The sequence below is a fragment of the Paludibacterium paludis genome, from assembly GCF_018802605.1.
In the GTDB taxonomy this organism is placed as follows: domain Bacteria; phylum Pseudomonadota; class Gammaproteobacteria; order Burkholderiales; family Chromobacteriaceae; genus Paludibacterium; species Paludibacterium paludis.
Map to the genome: position 1 here is coordinate 3,573,869 of NZ_CP069161.1, position 16,771 is coordinate 3,590,639.

Sequence of the window (16,771 nt, forward strand, 5' to 3'; positions counted from 1 at the left end):
CTCTACCTTAAAGCTTGCTAGAATGCCCGCCATGCGAACATTGCTCATTGCCGGGTTCGGCGATGTGGCGCAACGCGCCATGCCGACCTTGATCCAGCGCTGGAGAGTCATCGCGCTTGTCAGACGCCCCGAGACGGCGGCTCTTGCCCGAAAACTCGGCGCCCGTCCGCTGCTCGCGGATCTTGACGACGCCAAGTCGCTGGCGCGGGCCGCCGCGCTTGCCGACGCGCTGTTGTACACCGCGCCGCCACCGCAATGCGGTTGTCACGACACGCGATTGCGCAAGTTATTGTCCGCGCTGATAAAAACAGAAATCATACCACAGAGGGTCGTCTATATCAGTACGACCGGCGTCTACGGCGACGCCCTCGGACGCTGGCTCGATGAAACGTCGCCGCTCGCCCCCGAAAGCGACCGGGCCAGGCGGCGTCTCGACGCGGAAACGCAGATACGCCGCTTTGCCATCCGCACAGGATGCTCCGCGACGATACTTCGCGCTCCCGGAATCTACGCAAGCGAGCGACTGCCGCTGGCTCGGCTTGAAAGTGGCCCTCCCCTCTTCGAGCAGGCCGACGACAGCTTCGGCAATCATATCCATGCCGACGACCTCGCCGGCATCGCCATCGCCGCCCTGGAAAGGCTTGGCGGCATTCGGGTTTACAACGCATGCGACGACCAGCCCATGCTGACGGGAGACTGGTACGATGCGCTGGCCGACACCTTCGGACGGCCTCGGCTTGTGCGCGCCGACCGGGATACCGTCAGAAAGCTCGCCAGTCCGGCGCAGTGGTCCTTTCTTCGCGAATCGCGCCGTCTGAGCAACCGGCGACTGTCCGAATTGCGGATACGTCTGCGCTATCCGAGCGTCAGGGACTTCCTGAAGGAAAAGAGCGATGCGCCGTCTCTCGCGCCGCGGAAGGTTTTTGGGTAAAATCGTCGGTTTTCGCTTGACTGGTAGGCAATCATGGAAAACCCGGCTTTTCAACGACATATCCGCAGTTTCGTCCTGCGCCAAGGTCATCTTTCCGCGGCCCAGAAACGCGCGATGGACGAGGGCATGCCGCGCTGGGGTATCGAATACCGTGAAGGGCGCCTTGACCTGAGCAAGGCGTTCGGCCGCGAGGCTCCGCGCATTCTCGAGATCGGTTTCGGAATGGGGGGCGCGACGGCGGAAATCGCCAAGGCCAATCCCGACAAGGATTACCTGGGCATCGAAGTGCACTCGCCCGGAGTCGGCAACCTGCTCAAGCTGATCGAGGAAAACGGGCTGGGCAATCTGCGGCTGATCCGGCATGACGCGGTGGAGGTCATCGACAATATGCTGGAGGACGCCTCCCTTGACGGCGTGCACATTTTCTTCCCGGATCCCTGGCCGAAAAAACGCCACCACAAACGCCGCCTGATCCAGCCGGCATTGATCGCCAAGCTGGTCCGCAAGCTCAAGCCCGGCGGCTACCTGCATGCCGCCACGGACTGGGAGGAATACGCGCAGCAAATCATCGAAGTCTTCACCTCCGCCGAAGGAATCCGCAATTCGGTCGACGAAGGATTCGCTCCGCGCCCGGACTATCGCCCGCTGACCAAATTCGAAGCTCGCGGCATCCGCTTGGGACACGGGGTCTGGGATATCGTCTTCGTGCGCGTCTGATCGTTCACCGCGCCGGTAGCAGAGCGCGGATATCCTCGGCGATCTCCCAGGGCTCGACGACCGGCTCATAGCGTTTGACGAGGCGTCCCTGGCGATCGAGCAGGAACTTGGTGAAATTCCATTTCACCGGCTGGGGCCACTCGCTGTCCGCCAGGGTCAGCCAGCGCCACAGCGGATCGGCATCCGGTCCGTTGACATCCACTTTGGCCATCAGGGGAAAGCGGATGGCGAAACGGCTCTCGCAAAATGCGGCGATTTCCGCCTCGCTGCCCGGCTCCTGGTTGCCGAACTGGTTGCAGGGAAAGGCAAGCACGACCAACCGGTCGGGCCCGAACATTTCGTGCAGTTCCTGGAGTCCGGCGTATTGCCGGGTATAACCGCATTCGCTGGCGGTATTGACCAGCAACAGTAGCTTGCCGCGGCACTCAGCCAGATCCATCTGGCTGCCGTCGGCGCGTTTGACCTTCAGGGGCGGAAGCGTGGGCATGACGGTTCTCCCTCACGTATAATGACCAAACCCGAGCTTTTCACTCAAGTATAGAACCATGTTCAATCCCAGCCGCCAGGACGCCCGGCGCTTTTTTTTCGAGACCTGGCAAAAACACCGGACAGGTCAACCATTGACCGACCTGGAAACCATTGTGTTGTCCATTCTTGTCGCACATCCCGAATACCACTACATCGTTGAGGCTCCGGAAACCTACCTGGAGGCGGACTGGACACCGGAAATGGGGCAAAGCAACCCCTTCTTGCACATGAGCCTGCACATGGCCATCGAGGAGCAGCGTTCCATCGACCAGCCCTTCGGCATCCGCGCCCTTTACGCCCAACTGGCGCTGCGCCTCGGCAGCGAGCATGACGCCCAGCATGCGATGATGGAATGTCTTGCCGAAATGATCTGGCATGCCCAGCGGCATGGTGGCGGTCCGGACGTCAACCGCTACATCAACGCGGTCAGGCGGCGCCTTGGCGAAGGCGAGGAAGAAACCCCCAGGCCCAACCCGGGGGCGGGGAAAGACTGAAACGGCGTCAGTCGAGCCGGTTGAGCCGCTCGCCCCGCCGCCACGCCTCGCAGTTGGCCACAAGCGAGGCGGCGAGTCGATCCATCGCGCCCCGGCTCGCCCAGCCGATATGAGGCGTCACGATCAGATTGGGCAAACGCGCCTTGAGCAGGGGACTACCGGCAACGGGCGGCTCGGACGACAGCACATCGAATCCCGCCCCGCCCAGCTGGCCGTATTTGAGCGCCGCAATCACGGCGCCCTCGTCGACGATACCGCCTCGCGCGGTATTGATCAGAATCGCCCCCGGCTTCATGGCCATCAGCTCCGTTTGCGCGATCATTCCCCGTGTCTGCTCATTGAGCGGACAATGCAGCGATAGCACATCCGATTGCGCCAGCAGTGCCTCGAAAGAGACATACCCCTCCCGGATCTCCTTGCTGCCCTTGCGCTCGCCGTACAGTACGCTCATGCCGAAAGCCCTTGCCCGCGCCGCCAGCGCCTCGCCGATGCCGCCGCGCCCGATGATCCCCAGCACGGCCCCGGCCAAATCCCGGATCGGGGAGCCGAAATGGCAAAAGCTCTCTGACGCTTCCCAAAGACCGGCGGCCACATCGCGCTGATAGGCCGGGAGATTGCGAGCCAGCGCCAACATCAGCATGAATGCATGCTCAGCGACGGTTTCGTCACCGTAATGGCGCACATTGCACACCGCGATACCGCGCCGGCGGCAGGCCTCGATATCTATATGGTTAAAACCGGTCGCCGCGATGGCCACAAGGCGCAACCTTGGCAGTCCGGCCAGCACCGCGTCGTCGATCACCACCTTGTTGCTGATCACGATATCGGCATGCTCGCAACGCGGCAGCCGCTGGTCCGGCGAAGTGGAAGGGTATTCGGTCAGTTCGTGGTCGAAACCGAAGCGGGGAAGCGGGACAGGCAAGCTGTCCCGGTCAAGGAATACAATGGATGTCGTCACGTTGTCCTGTCGTCGGTCACTGATAGGAAACCAGATCGCGATAGGCATGCCAGCTGGCGAACCCGACAAGGGGAACAGTAAGGATCAAGCCCAGATACATGGTGGCGAAGCCGACCGCGGTTAGTCCGACGATAATAACGGCCCACAGCAGCATCGTCAGCACATTCTTGTACACGGCCTGCAAACTGTTGACCATCGCGGTGATGGTATCGACTTCCTTGTCCAGCATCATCGGCATCGCGATCACACTGCACCCGTACACCAGGGCCGCGAAAAAGAAGCCGGTTCCGAAGTAAACCAGCATGAAGGGCAGGTTTTCCGGGAGCAGGGCGTTGCGCAGAATATCATCGATCGATGGCAATGCCGCCGTGTCGTAAAACAGGGCGAACATCAACAGCGACACCCGGAACCAGGCGAAAACCACAACGGCGAGCAGCACGGCGTAAAGTGAAAACGCCTGAATGTTGCCGCGCCATGCCACCATGCTATGAAGCAGCGAGGCCCTTCCCTGGCCGTCGAAAGCTTCCATCTGCCTTGCCAGGTCGTAAAGACCAATCGCCAGGAAAGGGCCCGCCAGCAAGAACAGGGCCGACAGGGTGATAACGATTTGCGGCGCTTCGGAAAAATAGTAGGACAGGAAATACCCCATCAGAACAAACGCGGCGCCATAAAACAGGGCATCTACGGGTGATTTCTTGATATCTCGCCACCCAAGCCGCAGCCAGCGCAACGTATAGGACGGCATGACATGACGAACGACAGGATGTTCGGTGGATGACTGGTGTGTGATGTCCATGAGTAGTCCCCTTGTTTCAGGCTGTTATGCTGCACGAGAGAAGCCGGATTGTTACCGTTATAAGCAATTGAACGGAAAACACAAATACTCCGTAACGCTGATACAATGCCGGATTTTGCCTCACCCTGAACGAGAAGAAGGAAGTTATGACTACAGAACTGATCATTGAAGACCTGGTTGCCGGCGATGGCGCGGAAGCCCTGCCGGGCAAGGAAGTGACGGTCCATTACACCGGCTGGCTGACCAATGGCGCGAAATTCGACTCGAGCAAGGACCGTTTCCAGCCGTTCAGCTTTCCGCTGGGAGCCGGTCACGTGATCAAGGGATGGGATCAGGGCGTGCAGGGAATGAAAGTGGGCGGCAAGCGCAAGCTGACCATTCCGGCATCGCTTGGCTATGGCGCTCGCGGCGCCGGCGGCGTGATCCCTCCCAACGCCGTGCTGGTTTTCGAAGTGGAGCTGTTGCAGGTCGATTGATGACCGGCGTCTAGCGGTGTCCGCCGGGGGGATTTCCGGCGTTCGCCGCGACGGTCCGGCACTTTTTGCGACGCCGGTAGAGCAGATAGGTTCCGATGCCAAGCACTCCGATGACGATCAGAATGCCGCTTTGGCCGCGATGCACCCACATCATCAGCCAGTCCATATTGCGCGCGCCGAAATAGCCGAGATAAACCCAGACAGGGACGGAAATCAGGGCGGCAAACCCGTCCAACAGCAGGAAACGCCAATAGGGAACACGCCGCGTCATACCGGCCGTAATGAAAATCGGGGAGCGCAAACCAGGAAGAAACCGGGCGACAAACAGCACCCAGTGGCCGTACTTGGTAAATTTTTCCTGCACGCTGGCAAAGCGCGCCGGGGTGAGTATCCTGGCGATGGGACGAAATTGCATAACCCGTTCGCCGTAGATCCGTCCGACAGCGAACATCACTCCGTCTCCGACCAATACACCGGCCATCCCGACCAAGAACATCCCATGCACATTGGTATGCCCGAGGCCGGATATCACCCCGCCGGCGACCAAGGTGATGTCCTCCGGGATGGGCAGGCCGAATCCGCACAGCAGCAACACCAGAAAAACGGCGAAATAACCGTAGCCGGTGAACAAGTCGAGAAGTATCTGCAGAATATCCATAGACGAACCGCCAGACCGGTTTTGTCTCCCATGATGACGTTTATGACGCGGCGGCGTTATCCGAGTTCAGCAACAGGGGCCTATAATAGCACACCTCTCGTAGACACTTTTTACCATGACGCGCCCTATTCGTGCAGACATCGATCTGACAGCCATCCGCCATAACCTTCTGGTATCCAAAAACAAAGCTCCAAATGCAAAAGCCTATGCCGTTATCAAGGCCGACGCCTACGGTCATGGCGCGCTCCAGGTCGCGCGCGCGCTGGAAGACAACGCCGACGGCTTTGCCCTGCTGCGTCTGGAGGACGCGCTGGCACTCAAGGAAGCAGGGATCCGCCGCCCTCTGGTGCTGCTGGAAGGGGCCTTCGACTACGAAGAGCTGGCCGCCATGGCCGAGCACGGCATCGCCGGCGCGTTTCACAGCCCCTATCAGCTTGACTGGCTGGACAGGCTGCCGGCCGGCCTCCGTGTCAAAGGCTGGCTGAAAATCAACAGCGGCATGAACCGCCTGGGTTTTCGTCCCGAAGTGCTGCTCGATATCCTGAACCGTCTCAAAGCTCATCCGGCCTTGCGGCTTTCCGCGATCATGACGCATTTCGCCACCGCGGACGACCCACGCGGGATCGGACGCCAGTGGCCGGCCTTTGCCAAAGCGGCCGCCGACAGCGGCCTGCCGGTCTGTGCCGCGAATTCCGCGGCACTGTTCCGTTACCCGGAAACGCACGGAACCTTCGTGCGCCCCGGTGTTTGCTTGTACGGTTGCTCGCCTTTCGAGGGACAGACCGGCAGCGAGCTCGGCCTCAAGCCGGCCATGACGCTCTCGGCCGACATCATCGCCGTGCAGAATCTGGACTCGGGGGAGTCGGTTGGATATGGTTGCGGCTTCACGGCGGATAAGCCCACTCGCCTCGGGGTCGTGGCATGCGGCTATGCCGACGGTTATCCGCGGGTGGCGCCGAACGGCACGCCGGTGACAGTCGACGGTGCGCCGTCCTCACTGGTGGGCAGGGTCTCGATGGACATGCTGACCGTGGATCTGTCCCACCTTCCGCAAGCCGGTATCGGGAGCCGTGTCGAGCTCTGGGGGCCGCATGTGCCTCTGGAGACCGTCGCGCGCCATGCGGGCACCATCAGTTACGAGTTGATGTGCGCCGTCGCTCCGCGAGTTCCGCGCGCATGGCAAGACAATTGATCCGGCTGCCGTTCCGTCCCCCGACCACGAAGTGACGGCGTCGGACATCGACAAAAAAAGGGTCCGGACGCTGGAACCGGACCCTGTACCCTTGGAGTAAGGCAGTCAAATTCAAGTGTAGACCTAACCGGGCGATTCCGGCATGCGACCGATTGCCGCAGGCCGCGCAAGCACCGCTTCGAAGCCATGCGGCTCACGGTTGTTCAGCATCAGAGACAACCCATGCAAACCGGCCACCTCTTCCACGATGGAAAGCCCCAGGCCGCTGCCGGTCGCCGACTGGCCGGGCGGCCGGTAAAAACGCTCGCGAATCCGTGCCAGATGAGCCGGATCGACCCCGGGTCCTTCATCGGTCACCGCGATCCTGTTCGCATCGATCTCGATGATGACCGGAGACGACTCCCCCGAGTAACGCAGCGCATTGTCGATCAGGTTTCTCAGCATCAGTCCCAGCAGGGTTTCATCCCCTTTCATCGGTAGCGCCTCCCGACCCGGCACGTGCCAGCGGCACTGGACGCGCCCTTCTCCGGCGCGCCCCGCCTCACGGCACGCCTCTACCGCCGCGCCGACGACCCGCACCCAGTCAATTGGTTCTTTTACTTGTTTCGCCTCGCCCCGCTCCAGCCGGGACAACGCCAGCAATTGCTCGACAAGGCGGCCGGCCCGGTCGATGCCACGCATCAGTTGGTCAAGCGCCCGATCCGCCACGGCGGGATCGGTAGCCAGGCGGGCGACTTCAGCCTGCACGCGCAAGGCGGCAAGGGGCGAGCGCAATTCGTGCGCCGCATCCGAGGTAAAACGGCGTTCCTTTTCCACGGTTCTGGCGATTCGGGCGAACAGTCCATTGAGGGCGTCGATCAGCGCGGCCAGCTCGGCCGGCACGTTCACCGTGACCGGCGTATTGTCATCGACGCGGCGTTCGCTCAAAGCCTCGCCCAGTTGCCGCACCGGCGCCAGGGCCCGCCGCACGCCGAATAGCAAGACAATCAGCAAGAAAGGCAGGAACAGCATCCAGCTGATCAATTGCGACATCACCACGTGCTTCACCGCCGCGTGTCTCAGGACATCGCGCTGGCCGACGGCCACCAGCCGGCGTCCATCCGGCGACGGCAGATAGAACACCCGCCAGGCCTGATGCCCTTCTCCTTCGAGATAAAAACCCCGACGCCCGGCGATATAGGGGAAATGATGCCGACCGCCGCCATCGGTTATCAGGACGTTCCCTTCCGGGTCCCAGACCACCAGACCCAGCTCGTCCTCGTCGCTGCGTCCATGATCGCCTCCCCGAATCAATTTATGCGTGCGGGGCAATCGCGGGTGTTCATCGTCATCATGGCCGACATCGGTGGTCAACAGCTGCCTCGCGAACAGTGTCAATTGCGAATCATACAACTCGTCGACAGAACGCTTGGTCTGGTAGACCGCGACCCCGGCGGAGAGCAGCCACATCAATGGCGCCAGCAGAACAATGGTCAGAATCAAACGCCGCTGAAGGCTCATCCGCCCTCTCCGACCGTATAACCGACTCCGCGCACCGTGCGGATGAAACCGCTGCCGAGTTTTTTGCGCAGATGGTGCACATGTACCTCTATCGCATTGCTCTCCACATCCTTGTCCCATCCATAGAGCTTCTCCTCAAGCAGGGCGCGCGGCATGATCCGGCCCCGATTGATCATCAGCAATTCGAGCAAGGCGAACTCCCGCGAGGTCAACTCGATCTCTTCGCCATCCAGTGTCACCCGACGCCCGGCGGGCCTCAATTCGACATGACCAACAGTCAGCGCCGGCTGACTCAGCCCGTGGCTGCGCCTCACGAGAGAACGCAAACGTGCCGCCACCTCGGCAAGGGAAAACGGTTTGACCAGATAGTCGTCCGCCCCGCCGTCAAGACCGCCGACCCTGTCGGCAATGGCGTCGCGCGCAGTCAAAATGAGAATGGGCAAGGCGATACCCCGACCCCGGCACGCGGCGAGCACATCCATGCCATCCAGACCAGGCAACCCCAGGTCGAGAATCGCCGCATCATAGGGAATATCCGTCAGCGCGGCCAGCCCCTGACGGCCATCGGTAAACCAGTCAACCACAAACCCAAGCTGTCCGAGCCCGGCCTGGATTCCGTCCCCGATAAGCGGATCGTCTTCGACCAGCGCAACTCTCATCATCGCTCTCCGTCATACACGTACGAGCACTCAGCATAATGCATGCCAAGTGCCGATACGTTGAGCTTGGCCATCAATCGCGATGATCGTGGCGGTCATGGTGACCGTGATGGTCGCGATGACGAGAGAGGACTTTCCCCGTCGCCGGATCAAGACGGGCTTGCACCTTGTTGCCGTTTTTATCGCGGCCGGTGAACGAATAGCCATGACGGCACGTGAACAACTCATCGACGGTATAGCCCTGCCGCGTCAGCTCCTTGCGCGCCGCGGCCTCGGACAGCCGGGAGGCTTCGGGCGCCGAAGCGACATCCCGGCAATGCTCCGATGCGAAAGTCGATGCCGAGATAGCCGCCATGGAAACAAACAGGGTCATCGCCAACATGCGTTTCATGGGAACCTTTCATTACATGCGTTGTTATCGACGGTTCCCATTTGACCAGGCGCAGCTTAACCCTGTCTTAACAACACAAAACCCGGCGCCAGGGCCGGGTTTCGCTTTGCCTCCATAAGGTCAAGTCACGCCGCCGCCTCGATGGCCGCGGCAATCGTTCGCGCCCAGCGCTCAGCCAAGGCCGCTTCGTCCGCCTCCACCATCACGCGCACAACAGGTTCGGTTCCGCTCGGGCGCAGCACCACGCGGCCGTGCCCCTCGAGCGCCGCCTCCGCCTCGGCAAGCCTCGCAGCCGAAGCACCTTTCCAGTCTTGCCCGGCCAAGCGCACATTGATCAGGGTTTGCGGGAACGGCTGCCAGTCGCGGCAAACCTCCGCCAGGTCCATCTGCAGTTCGGAGAGACTGTCCAGCACTTGCAAGGCGGAGATGATGCCGTCCCCCGTGCTGTGCTTGTCGAGGCACAGCACGTGCCCGGATGCCTCGCCTCCGAGCTGCCAGCCGTTGGCGTGCAGCATTTCCAGAACATAGCGGTCGCCGACCTTGGCCCGGCCGAACGGCACCCCAAGCCGTTTGAGCGCAAGCTCCATGCCCATATTGGTCATCACCGTGCCGACCACGCCGCCTTCCAGCTGGCCACGCAAATTGCGAGCCTTGGCGATCACGTAAATCAGTTGGTCTCCGTCATAGACCTGCCCGCCGCGATCCACCATCATCAAACGGTCGCCGTCGCCGTCGAGGGCGATACCGAAATCCGCCTCGTGCAGGAGCACGGCCGATTGCAGTGTCTTGGTGTAAGTGGCGCCAACCTTGTCGTTGATATTGAAGCCGTTTGGCTCGCCGCCGATGGTGATCACTTCGGCGCCCAATTCGTGGAATACCTTGGGAGCAATGTGGTAGGTGGCGCCATGCGCGCAATCGACCACCAGCTTCAGGCCTTTCAAGTCCTTGTGATTGGGGAAGCTGCTCTTGCAAAACTCGATATAGCGTTCAGCGGCGCCTTCAATCCGGCGCGCACGCCCCAGATTGGCAGAAGGCTTGGTGATCATCGGCTGTTCCAGCATCGCCTCGATCTCCAGCTCAATGGCATCGTCAAGTTTTTTACCGCCTTCGGCAAAGAACTTGATTCCGTTATCGTGATAAGGATTATGCGATGCGGAAATCATCACGCCAGCGGACAAGCGCAGCGCGCGGGTCAGATACGCGATGCCGGGAGTGGGCAGCGGTCCGGTCAGCAGGACATGCACGCCAGCCGCGGTAAGCCCCGCCTCCAGCGCCGTTTCCAGCATATAGCCGGAAATGCGGGTGTCTTTGCCGATCAATACGGTCGGCTGATGCTGCTTGTCGTGGTCGACCAGCACGCGCCCCGCCGCGTTGCCAAGCTTCAGGACAAAATCCGGGGTAATGGGAAATTGTCCGACTTCTCCGCGAACGCCATCGGTTCCAAAATATTTTCGGGTCATTGCTCAGTATCCTGATACTTTTCAAAATTCCGGGTAATCCACCGCCGCCAACACCTGCATGGCCTGACGGCTCGCCTTGACATCGTGAACGCGAATAATGGCCGCGCCCCGTCTTGCCGCTTCCATCGCGGCGGCCACGCTGGCGCCCAGGCGCTCGTCCGGCACGGGCTCTCCGGTGATCTGTCCGAGCATCGACTTGCGGGACAAGCCCGCCAGTACCGGCACCCCGGCGCGGCGGCTCAATGCCGGTAACGCGCGCAACAAGGCAAGATTGTGCTCCAGCGTTTTGCCGAAGCCGAAACCGGGATCGATCAGCAGGCGTTCGCGCGCGATTCCGGCATTCAGGCAGGCCGATACCCGCCGCTCCAGGTAGTCTCCCACCTCAGCGACAACATCGGTATAGTGGGGAGAAGCCTGCATGCTATCCGGATTTCCCTGCTTGTGCATCAGGCAGATCGCCACCGGGTAAGGCGCGACGGCGTCGGTCGCGCCATCGTCCTCCAGCCCCGCCACATCGTTGATCAGGTCCACGCCCACGCGCAGCCCCTCCCGCATCACGGCAGTACGGCGGGTATCCAGGGATAACGGCACGCCCAGTTCGCCGATCCGCTCAAGGGCCGGCAGCACGCGATCCATTTCTTCCTGAACCGATACACTCGGCGCATTGGGTCGGGTGGACTCCCCGCCAATATCGAGAATCGCCGCCCCCTCCGCGACAAGACGCTCGGCTTGCCGCAACGCGGCGTCGGGGGCCAGGAACCGGCCCCCATCGGAAAAGGAGTCGGGGGTGACATTGACAATGCCCATGATCAGCGGGCGGGACAGGCCGAGCCGGAAGCGGCCGCAAGCAAGTTCTATCATTGTTGACTCGGACAATAAAAAAAGGGCAGTCGCCTTGGCAACTGCCCGATTCGTTGAGCGAACTATCAGGCCTCGGGAACGGGAGTCGCCTCGGGGCCGCCGGAGATTTCCGGCTTGCTATCCGTCACGGCCGGTGCGGCATCGCCCGGTTCCGCCGGTTTGCCCGGCTTGCCGACCGGACGCGGAGGACGCGGGGGACGGCCCTGCATGATGTCCTCGATCTGCTCGGCATCGATGGTTTCCCATTCGAGCAGCGCGGCTGTCATCGCTTCGACCTTGTCGCGGTTTTCATCGAGCAGGCGTCTCGCCAGCGAGTACTGTTCGTCGATAATGCGGCGGATTTCCGCATCGACCTGCTGCAAGGTGGCTTCGGAGAGGTTCTTGTGCGTCGTGATGGAGCGGCCGAGGAACACTTCGCCCTCGTTTTCGCCATACACCATCGGGCCGAGCTTGTCGGACATCCCGTAACGGGTCACCATGTCGCGGGCCATCTGGGTCGCGCGCTCGAAATCGTTCGACGCGCCCGTGGTCATCTGATTCATGAACAGTTCTTCCGCGATACGTCCGCCGAACAGGATGGCCAGGCGATCGAGCAGATACTGTCGATCATAGGCGAAGCGATCCTGCTCAGGCAGTTGCATGGTCAGGCCCAGCGCCCTGCCGCGCGGAATGATCGTGACCTTGTGCACCGGATCGGACTTGGGCAGCAGTTTGGCGACAACGGCATGACCGGATTCGTGATAGGCGGTGTTCTTGCGCTCTTCCTCGGTCATCACCATGGACTTGCGCTCCGCGCCCATCATGATCTTGTCCTTGGCCGCCTCGAAGTCCTCCATGTCCACCAGCCGCTTGGCGCGGCGGGCGGCGAACAGGGCGGCCTCGTTCACCAGGTTGGCGAGGTCGGCGCCGGAGAAGCCCGGCGTGCCGCGAGCGATCAGGTTGGCCTCGACATCGGCGGCGATCGGCACCTTGCGCATGTGAACGGAAAGAATCTGCTCCCGGCCACGGATATCCGGCAGCGGAACCACGACCTGACGGTCGAAACGGCCCGGACGTTGCAAGGCGGGGTCAAGCACGTCGGGACGGTTGGTCGCGGCGATCACGATGACCGTGGCGTTGGTGTCGAAACCGTCCATTTCGACGAGCAGCTGGTTGAGCGTCTGCTCGCGTTCGTCGTTGCCGCCACCAAGGCCGGCGCCGCGCTGGCGGCCCACCGCGTCGATTTCATCGATGAAAATGATGCAAGGAGCGTTTTTCTTTGCCTGCTCAAACATGTCGCGCACGCGGGCCGCGCCCACACCGACAAACATTTCGACGAAATCGGAACCGGAAATGCTGAAGAACGGCACCTTGGCCTCGCCGGCAATCGCCTTGGCCAGCAAGGTCTTGCCGGTACCCGGGCTGCCGCACAGCAGGATACCGCGCGGAATACGGCCGCCGAGGCTCTGGTAGCGGGTGGGATCGCGCAGGTAATCGACGATTTCCTTGACCTCTTCCTTGGATTCGTCACACCCCGCCACATCGGCGAAGGTGACGGTATTGCTGTCCTGGTCGAGCATGCGGGCCTTGCTCTTGCCGAACGAGAAGGCTCCGCCCTTGCCGCCCCCCTGCATCTGGCGCATGAAGAAAATCCACACACCGATCAGCAGCAGCATCGGGAACCAGCTGATGAAGATGTTCATCAGCATGCTGGGCTCTTCCTCGGGCTTGGCCGAGAAACGCACGTTGTTCTTGATCAGCTCGTCGACCAGTTGGGGATCGAACGGTGCGTAGGTGGCGAAGGTCGATCCGTCCGACCGCTTCCCTTTGAGCCATTGGCCGCCCCGGATGGGATGACCTTCGATGGTCAGCGATTGCACCTTGCCGGATTCCACATCGCTAATGAATTGCGAGTATTCCACCTGGTTCTGGGTATCCTGCCGCTTGTTCAATTGATTGAACACGGTCATCAGTACAACGCCGATGATTACCCAGATGGCGATGTTTTTGCCGAGATTGTTCACTAGAGCGGACTCCTTGTGCCCTGACTGTATGATTACAGACTACCTGGCTGGATTGTAAACCTCTCGGGGCGCGATGTCAGCGTCGCCCTTTACCCAGCAGGTAAATTTCGTTAGACCGGTCGCGCGAGGCCTTGGGCTTGCGCGATACCACTTCACCGAAGAGTTCCCTCATGGCTTTAAGGAAGGACTGGAAATCACTCCCCTGAAACACTTTGACGAGAAAATGTCCGCCAGGTTTCAAATGGTCGCGGGCAAAATCGAGAGCCAACTCGTTCAAATGGTAGCTCCGCGCCTGGTCGATGCTGCTCGTACCGGAGATATTGGGCGCCATATCGGAAATTACAAGATCCAGCTCGCGTCCGCCCAAAAGCTCGACAAACGCGTCAAGCACATCGTCCTCGCGAAAATCGCCCTGAATGAAGTCCACCCCGTGCACCGGATCCATCGGCAGGATGTCCAGCGCGAACACGCGTCCCTGCCCGCCGACCAGCCGCGCCGCCACCTGGGACCAGCTCCCGGGAGCGCTGCCCAGGTCGGCCACGATCGTACCCGGACGGATGAGTTTGTCCTTTTCGTTGATTTCCAGCAGTTTGTAGGCGGCCCGCGCGCGATAGCCGTCTTTCTTGGCCATATGCACGTAGTGATCGTTCACATGCTCCGCCAGCCAGGCGTTACTGGATTTGCTTCTTGCCATAATTTCCGTCGATTTGTGTTGCTGCCCGCACCGTTGCGCAGATAAATCTGGCGGGTTTTGGGCAAAAGGCCAATATTTTAGTAGAATCCTCTTTTATTCAGGAACCTGCAAGACATGAAAATCGAACTTTCCGCGTTCGAGCGCCAATATCTCAAAGGCCTCGCGCACTCGCTCAATCCGGTCGTGATGATCGGCAACCAGGGCCTGACCGAATCGGTGATGCGTGAAATCGCCATCAACCTGGATGCCCACGAACTGATCAAGGTCCGCGTGCATGGCGACGACCGAGATGCGCGCGTCGCCATGTTCGAGACGATTTGCGACGAGCTGGGCGCCGGCCAGGTTCAGCATATCGGCAAGCTTCTGGTGATCTGGCGTCCGTCCGAAAACGGCCGTATTCAGCTGCCGAAGAACAAAAAAGCGCTCAAGTCCCGGTAATGCGCCAGGGGCGGGGTTTTCCCGTCCCGCATTCGCCGGTGCCCACTAAAGACCGGCTGTTTTGCCAGTATTTTCTCCAAACCTTGCGGGAAACCGCGCCACCCGTCCCGTCCCTGCTTCCTTCATCGACCACGAATCGACAGACTGCGCATGGATCAGGATCGCCCTTGCGCTCTCGGTCCGGCGCGGGCTTCGTGTACCCACAGCCGCTCCGACGCGGCGAACCCGGCCCCCCATCAACCAGTGGCTGCTTTGAAGAAAGGCAACGGGAACAGGAAACCGCAGCCATGACGGAATGCCCGCATTCGCGTCATCCACGCTGGCGTGACTATCGCCAGCGGTCCCGACACGACCCATGACGCACACCTCCTCCCGGCCGCGCCGCCCCTGCTGGCCGCTCGCCAGTTTGCTCCTCCTTTGCCATGCCCACGCCGATACCGGCGATACCCACACCGGCTATGAACAGCAATCCGGCAGGGAAATCCACTATCGCGCCCTGCCGGACGGCAGCGCGGTCGCCTTTGGCGACATTCTGATCGGCGACCACGAACGCATTCTGCGCGAAGGCATCGCGCCCATTGGAATCGCTCCCGATAGCACATCGCGGCGCAAAAAACGCACGGTCTGGTCAGGCGCCACGCCCTGGCCGAACAATACGATTCATTATGAGTTCGACGCCTCCGCCGACCCGAAAACGCGCAGCGCGATCCTCGGTGCCATGCGGCAGTTCGAGCAGCGGACCACCTTGCGCTTCGTCGAGGATGCGGCGCAGCCATACCGGGTCAGAATCGGCACGAAACCGCATGCCAAAGGCATGTGCGGTATCGCTAATATCGGCCGCTTGCCCAAAGAAATGCAACCACAATCGCTACGGCTATTTTGTCCGGATGTCGGAACTGCCTTGCATGAGTTGATGCATACCGCCGGCTTTTTTCACGAGTCACTGCGCAAGCCCGACGCACCCGGAGTCCAGCCGGCAGACCCGGACAGCATCATGGGCAAAGGGCATCATGCTCTTTCCCCGGGAGATATCGCCGGCATCCGGAGCCTTTATCCCCCGGTCCCCGTTCCGGACAAGCCCGATACCAGCACTCCGCGCACGCCCATCTTTCCCATCGAAGATTCGGCCAAGCCCGCGGACCGGCAAAAAGCGCGGCTATTGCGCTCCGCCCATGGCACCGATGCATGCCTTGCCGCACTCGACGATAGGGATAGCTGGTTCTGGCGCAACAAGGAACGGACGGTCGGCACACGAAAATGCGACGGCAAGGATCCGGCCCAACGCTGGACCTTGCAGGCGGACGGTCGACTCACCAATGACGCCTATCCTTCGCGCTGCCTCGGCAAGGCCTCATGGAATACCGTGCTCGCCAGACATGAGAGCGGGCATGCCGCGCTCATGTCCTGCGCACGAGGCCCGGAGCAGCGCTGGCACTTTGCCGGTTCCCAACTGCAGAATCGTGGCGCTCCGACGCTCCGGTTGATCGTGGATCAGGGAGCCGTGCTGGTCGACGCGCCACCTGCCGACGCGCTGGACCGGGCAGTGTGGTCATGGGCCTGGCCGGACAGAACCGCCCCCGAACCGCGCTATCGCCAGTTGCAGGCAGACGACGGACTCTGCCTTGCGGCTCTGGACAAACGCAGCAGCTGGTATTGGCGCCATGGGGAACGGACCGTGGTCCCGCAGCCATGCGACAGCAAGAACAACGCGCAGCGCTGGGCGCTTCTGGGCGACGGCCGTCTGAAAAATGCCGCCTGGCCGGCGCTTTGCCTCGGCAAGGCATCATGGGAGCGGCAACTGGCCGACAACGAGACGGGGTATGCCGCTCTGCAGGCCTGCGGCGACGCACCGTCCCTGCGCTGGCGCTTTGCCGGCACCCGACTGAAAAACCTGGGAGCTCCCGGGTTGGTTCTTGCCAACCGCAATGGCGCGGCACTGGTCGAGGCGGAGAGCACGGCCCTCGCAACGACCGGGAAAGCGGGGTGGCACTGGCGATAACGGAGTCGTGCGCGGG

At 61.4% G+C, this 16,771-nt stretch carries 18 protein-coding genes; 7 read left to right on the top strand and 11 right to left on the bottom strand.

From position 1 onward, the window contains the following. The first annotated feature begins 31 nt into the window (after window positions 1-31). Window positions 32-931, top strand: a complete 900-nt coding sequence (locus JNO50_RS16585; protein WP_189531478.1) for an NAD(P)H-binding protein — start codon at window positions 32-34, stop codon at window positions 929-931. Window positions 932-964: 33 nt separating this feature from the next. Next, entirely contained in the window at window positions 965-1,648 is a 684-nt protein-coding gene (trmB, locus tag JNO50_RS16590) for a tRNA (guanosine(46)-N7)-methyltransferase TrmB (protein ID WP_189531480.1), read from the top strand. 4 nt (window positions 1,649-1,652) lie between these two features. On the opposite strand, the gene JNO50_RS16595 is transcribed toward trmB, so the two are convergent. After that, window positions 1,653-2,135 carry a glutathione peroxidase gene (locus JNO50_RS16595; protein WP_189531482.1) on the bottom strand — a complete coding sequence of 161 codons (483 nt, stop codon included), beginning with the start codon at window positions 2,133-2,135 and terminating at the stop codon, window positions 1,653-1,655. Window positions 2,136-2,193: 58 nt separating this feature from the next. On the opposite strand from JNO50_RS16595, the gene JNO50_RS16600 reads away from it, so the two are divergent. Further along, on the top strand, window positions 2,194-2,670 hold the full coding sequence (locus tag JNO50_RS16600) for a DUF1841 family protein (RefSeq protein WP_189531484.1): 477 nt from the start codon (window positions 2,194-2,196) through the stop codon (window positions 2,668-2,670). A 7-nt stretch (window positions 2,671-2,677) separates the two neighbouring features. On the opposite strand, the gene JNO50_RS16605 is transcribed toward JNO50_RS16600, so the two are convergent. Together JNO50_RS16605 and JNO50_RS16610 are read right to left on the bottom strand one after the other, a co-directional pair. After that, the gene (locus JNO50_RS16605; RefSeq protein ID WP_229804489.1) at window positions 2,678-3,628 is read right to left on the bottom strand and encodes a D-2-hydroxyacid dehydrogenase; all 951 of its coding nucleotides are present in this window, start codon (window positions 3,626-3,628) and stop codon (window positions 2,678-2,680) included. A 16-nt stretch (window positions 3,629-3,644) separates the two neighbouring features. Continuing rightward, window positions 3,645-4,424 (bottom strand): DUF2189 domain-containing protein, encoded by a 780-nt coding sequence (locus JNO50_RS16610; RefSeq protein ID WP_189531487.1) that lies wholly within the window; start codon window positions 4,422-4,424, stop codon window positions 3,645-3,647. A 146-nt stretch (window positions 4,425-4,570) separates the two neighbouring features. On the opposite strand from JNO50_RS16610, the gene JNO50_RS16615 reads away from it, so the two are divergent. Then, window positions 4,571-4,900: an FKBP-type peptidyl-prolyl cis-trans isomerase gene (locus JNO50_RS16615; RefSeq protein WP_189531488.1), complete on the top strand. Its 330-nt coding sequence runs from the start codon at window positions 4,571-4,573 to the stop codon at window positions 4,898-4,900. Window positions 4,901-4,910: 10 nt separating this feature from the next. Here JNO50_RS16615 and JNO50_RS16620 read toward each other — a convergent pair whose 3' ends face one another. Next, entirely contained in the window at window positions 4,911-5,558 is a 648-nt protein-coding gene (locus tag JNO50_RS16620) for a DedA family protein (protein ID WP_189531491.1), read from the bottom strand. Between the two features lie 115 nt (window positions 5,559-5,673). Between JNO50_RS16620 and alr the strand changes: the two genes are divergently transcribed. Then, a complete protein-coding gene (gene alr, locus JNO50_RS16625) occupies window positions 5,674-6,750 on the top strand; it encodes an alanine racemase (RefSeq protein ID WP_189531493.1) in 1,077 nt (358 codons plus the stop codon). 123 nt (window positions 6,751-6,873) lie between these two features. On the opposite strand, the gene JNO50_RS16630 is transcribed toward alr, so the two are convergent. From JNO50_RS16630 to rlmE, 7 genes are all read right to left on the bottom strand, one after another. After that, window positions 6,874-8,250: an ATP-binding protein gene (locus JNO50_RS16630; RefSeq protein WP_189531495.1), complete on the bottom strand. Its 1,377-nt coding sequence runs from the start codon at window positions 8,248-8,250 to the stop codon at window positions 6,874-6,876. Further along, entirely contained in the window at window positions 8,247-8,909 is a 663-nt protein-coding gene (locus JNO50_RS16635) for a winged helix-turn-helix domain-containing protein (RefSeq protein WP_189531742.1), read from the bottom strand. The genes JNO50_RS16630 and JNO50_RS16635 overlap by 4 nt, the downstream gene beginning before the upstream one ends. Before the next feature lie 73 nt (window positions 8,910-8,982). Then, window positions 8,983-9,300, bottom strand: coding sequence for a PepSY domain-containing protein (locus JNO50_RS16640; protein ID WP_189531497.1), 318 nt, complete (start codon window positions 9,298-9,300; stop codon window positions 8,983-8,985). 125 nt (window positions 9,301-9,425) lie between these two features. Then, on the bottom strand, window positions 9,426-10,760 hold the full coding sequence (glmM, locus tag JNO50_RS16645; RefSeq protein ID WP_189531499.1) for a phosphoglucosamine mutase: 1,335 nt from the start codon (window positions 10,758-10,760) through the stop codon (window positions 9,426-9,428). Window positions 10,761-10,781: 21 nt separating this feature from the next. Further along, entirely contained in the window at window positions 10,782-11,621 is an 840-nt protein-coding gene (gene folP, locus JNO50_RS16650) for a dihydropteroate synthase (protein ID WP_189531500.1), read from the bottom strand. 65 nt (window positions 11,622-11,686) lie between these two features. Next, a complete protein-coding gene (gene ftsH, locus JNO50_RS16655) occupies window positions 11,687-13,624 on the bottom strand; it encodes an ATP-dependent zinc metalloprotease FtsH (RefSeq protein ID WP_189531501.1) in 1,938 nt (645 codons plus the stop codon). 76 nt (window positions 13,625-13,700) lie between these two features. Next, complete coding sequence (gene rlmE / locus JNO50_RS16660; RefSeq protein ID WP_189531744.1) at window positions 13,701-14,321, bottom strand: 23S rRNA (uridine(2552)-2'-O)-methyltransferase RlmE; 621 nt, start codon at window positions 14,319-14,321, stop codon at window positions 13,701-13,703. Between the two features lie 111 nt (window positions 14,322-14,432). On the opposite strand from rlmE, the gene yhbY reads away from it, so the two are divergent. Together yhbY and JNO50_RS16670 are read left to right on the top strand one after the other, a co-directional pair. Beyond that, window positions 14,433-14,756, top strand: coding sequence for a ribosome assembly RNA-binding protein YhbY (gene yhbY, locus JNO50_RS16665; RefSeq protein WP_189531502.1), 324 nt, complete (start codon window positions 14,433-14,435; stop codon window positions 14,754-14,756). 355 nt (window positions 14,757-15,111) lie between these two features. Further along, window positions 15,112-16,755, top strand: coding sequence for a M12 family metallopeptidase (locus tag JNO50_RS16670; protein WP_189531503.1), 1,644 nt, complete (start codon window positions 15,112-15,114; stop codon window positions 16,753-16,755). The last annotated feature ends 16 nt before the right edge of the window (window positions 16,756-16,771 follow it).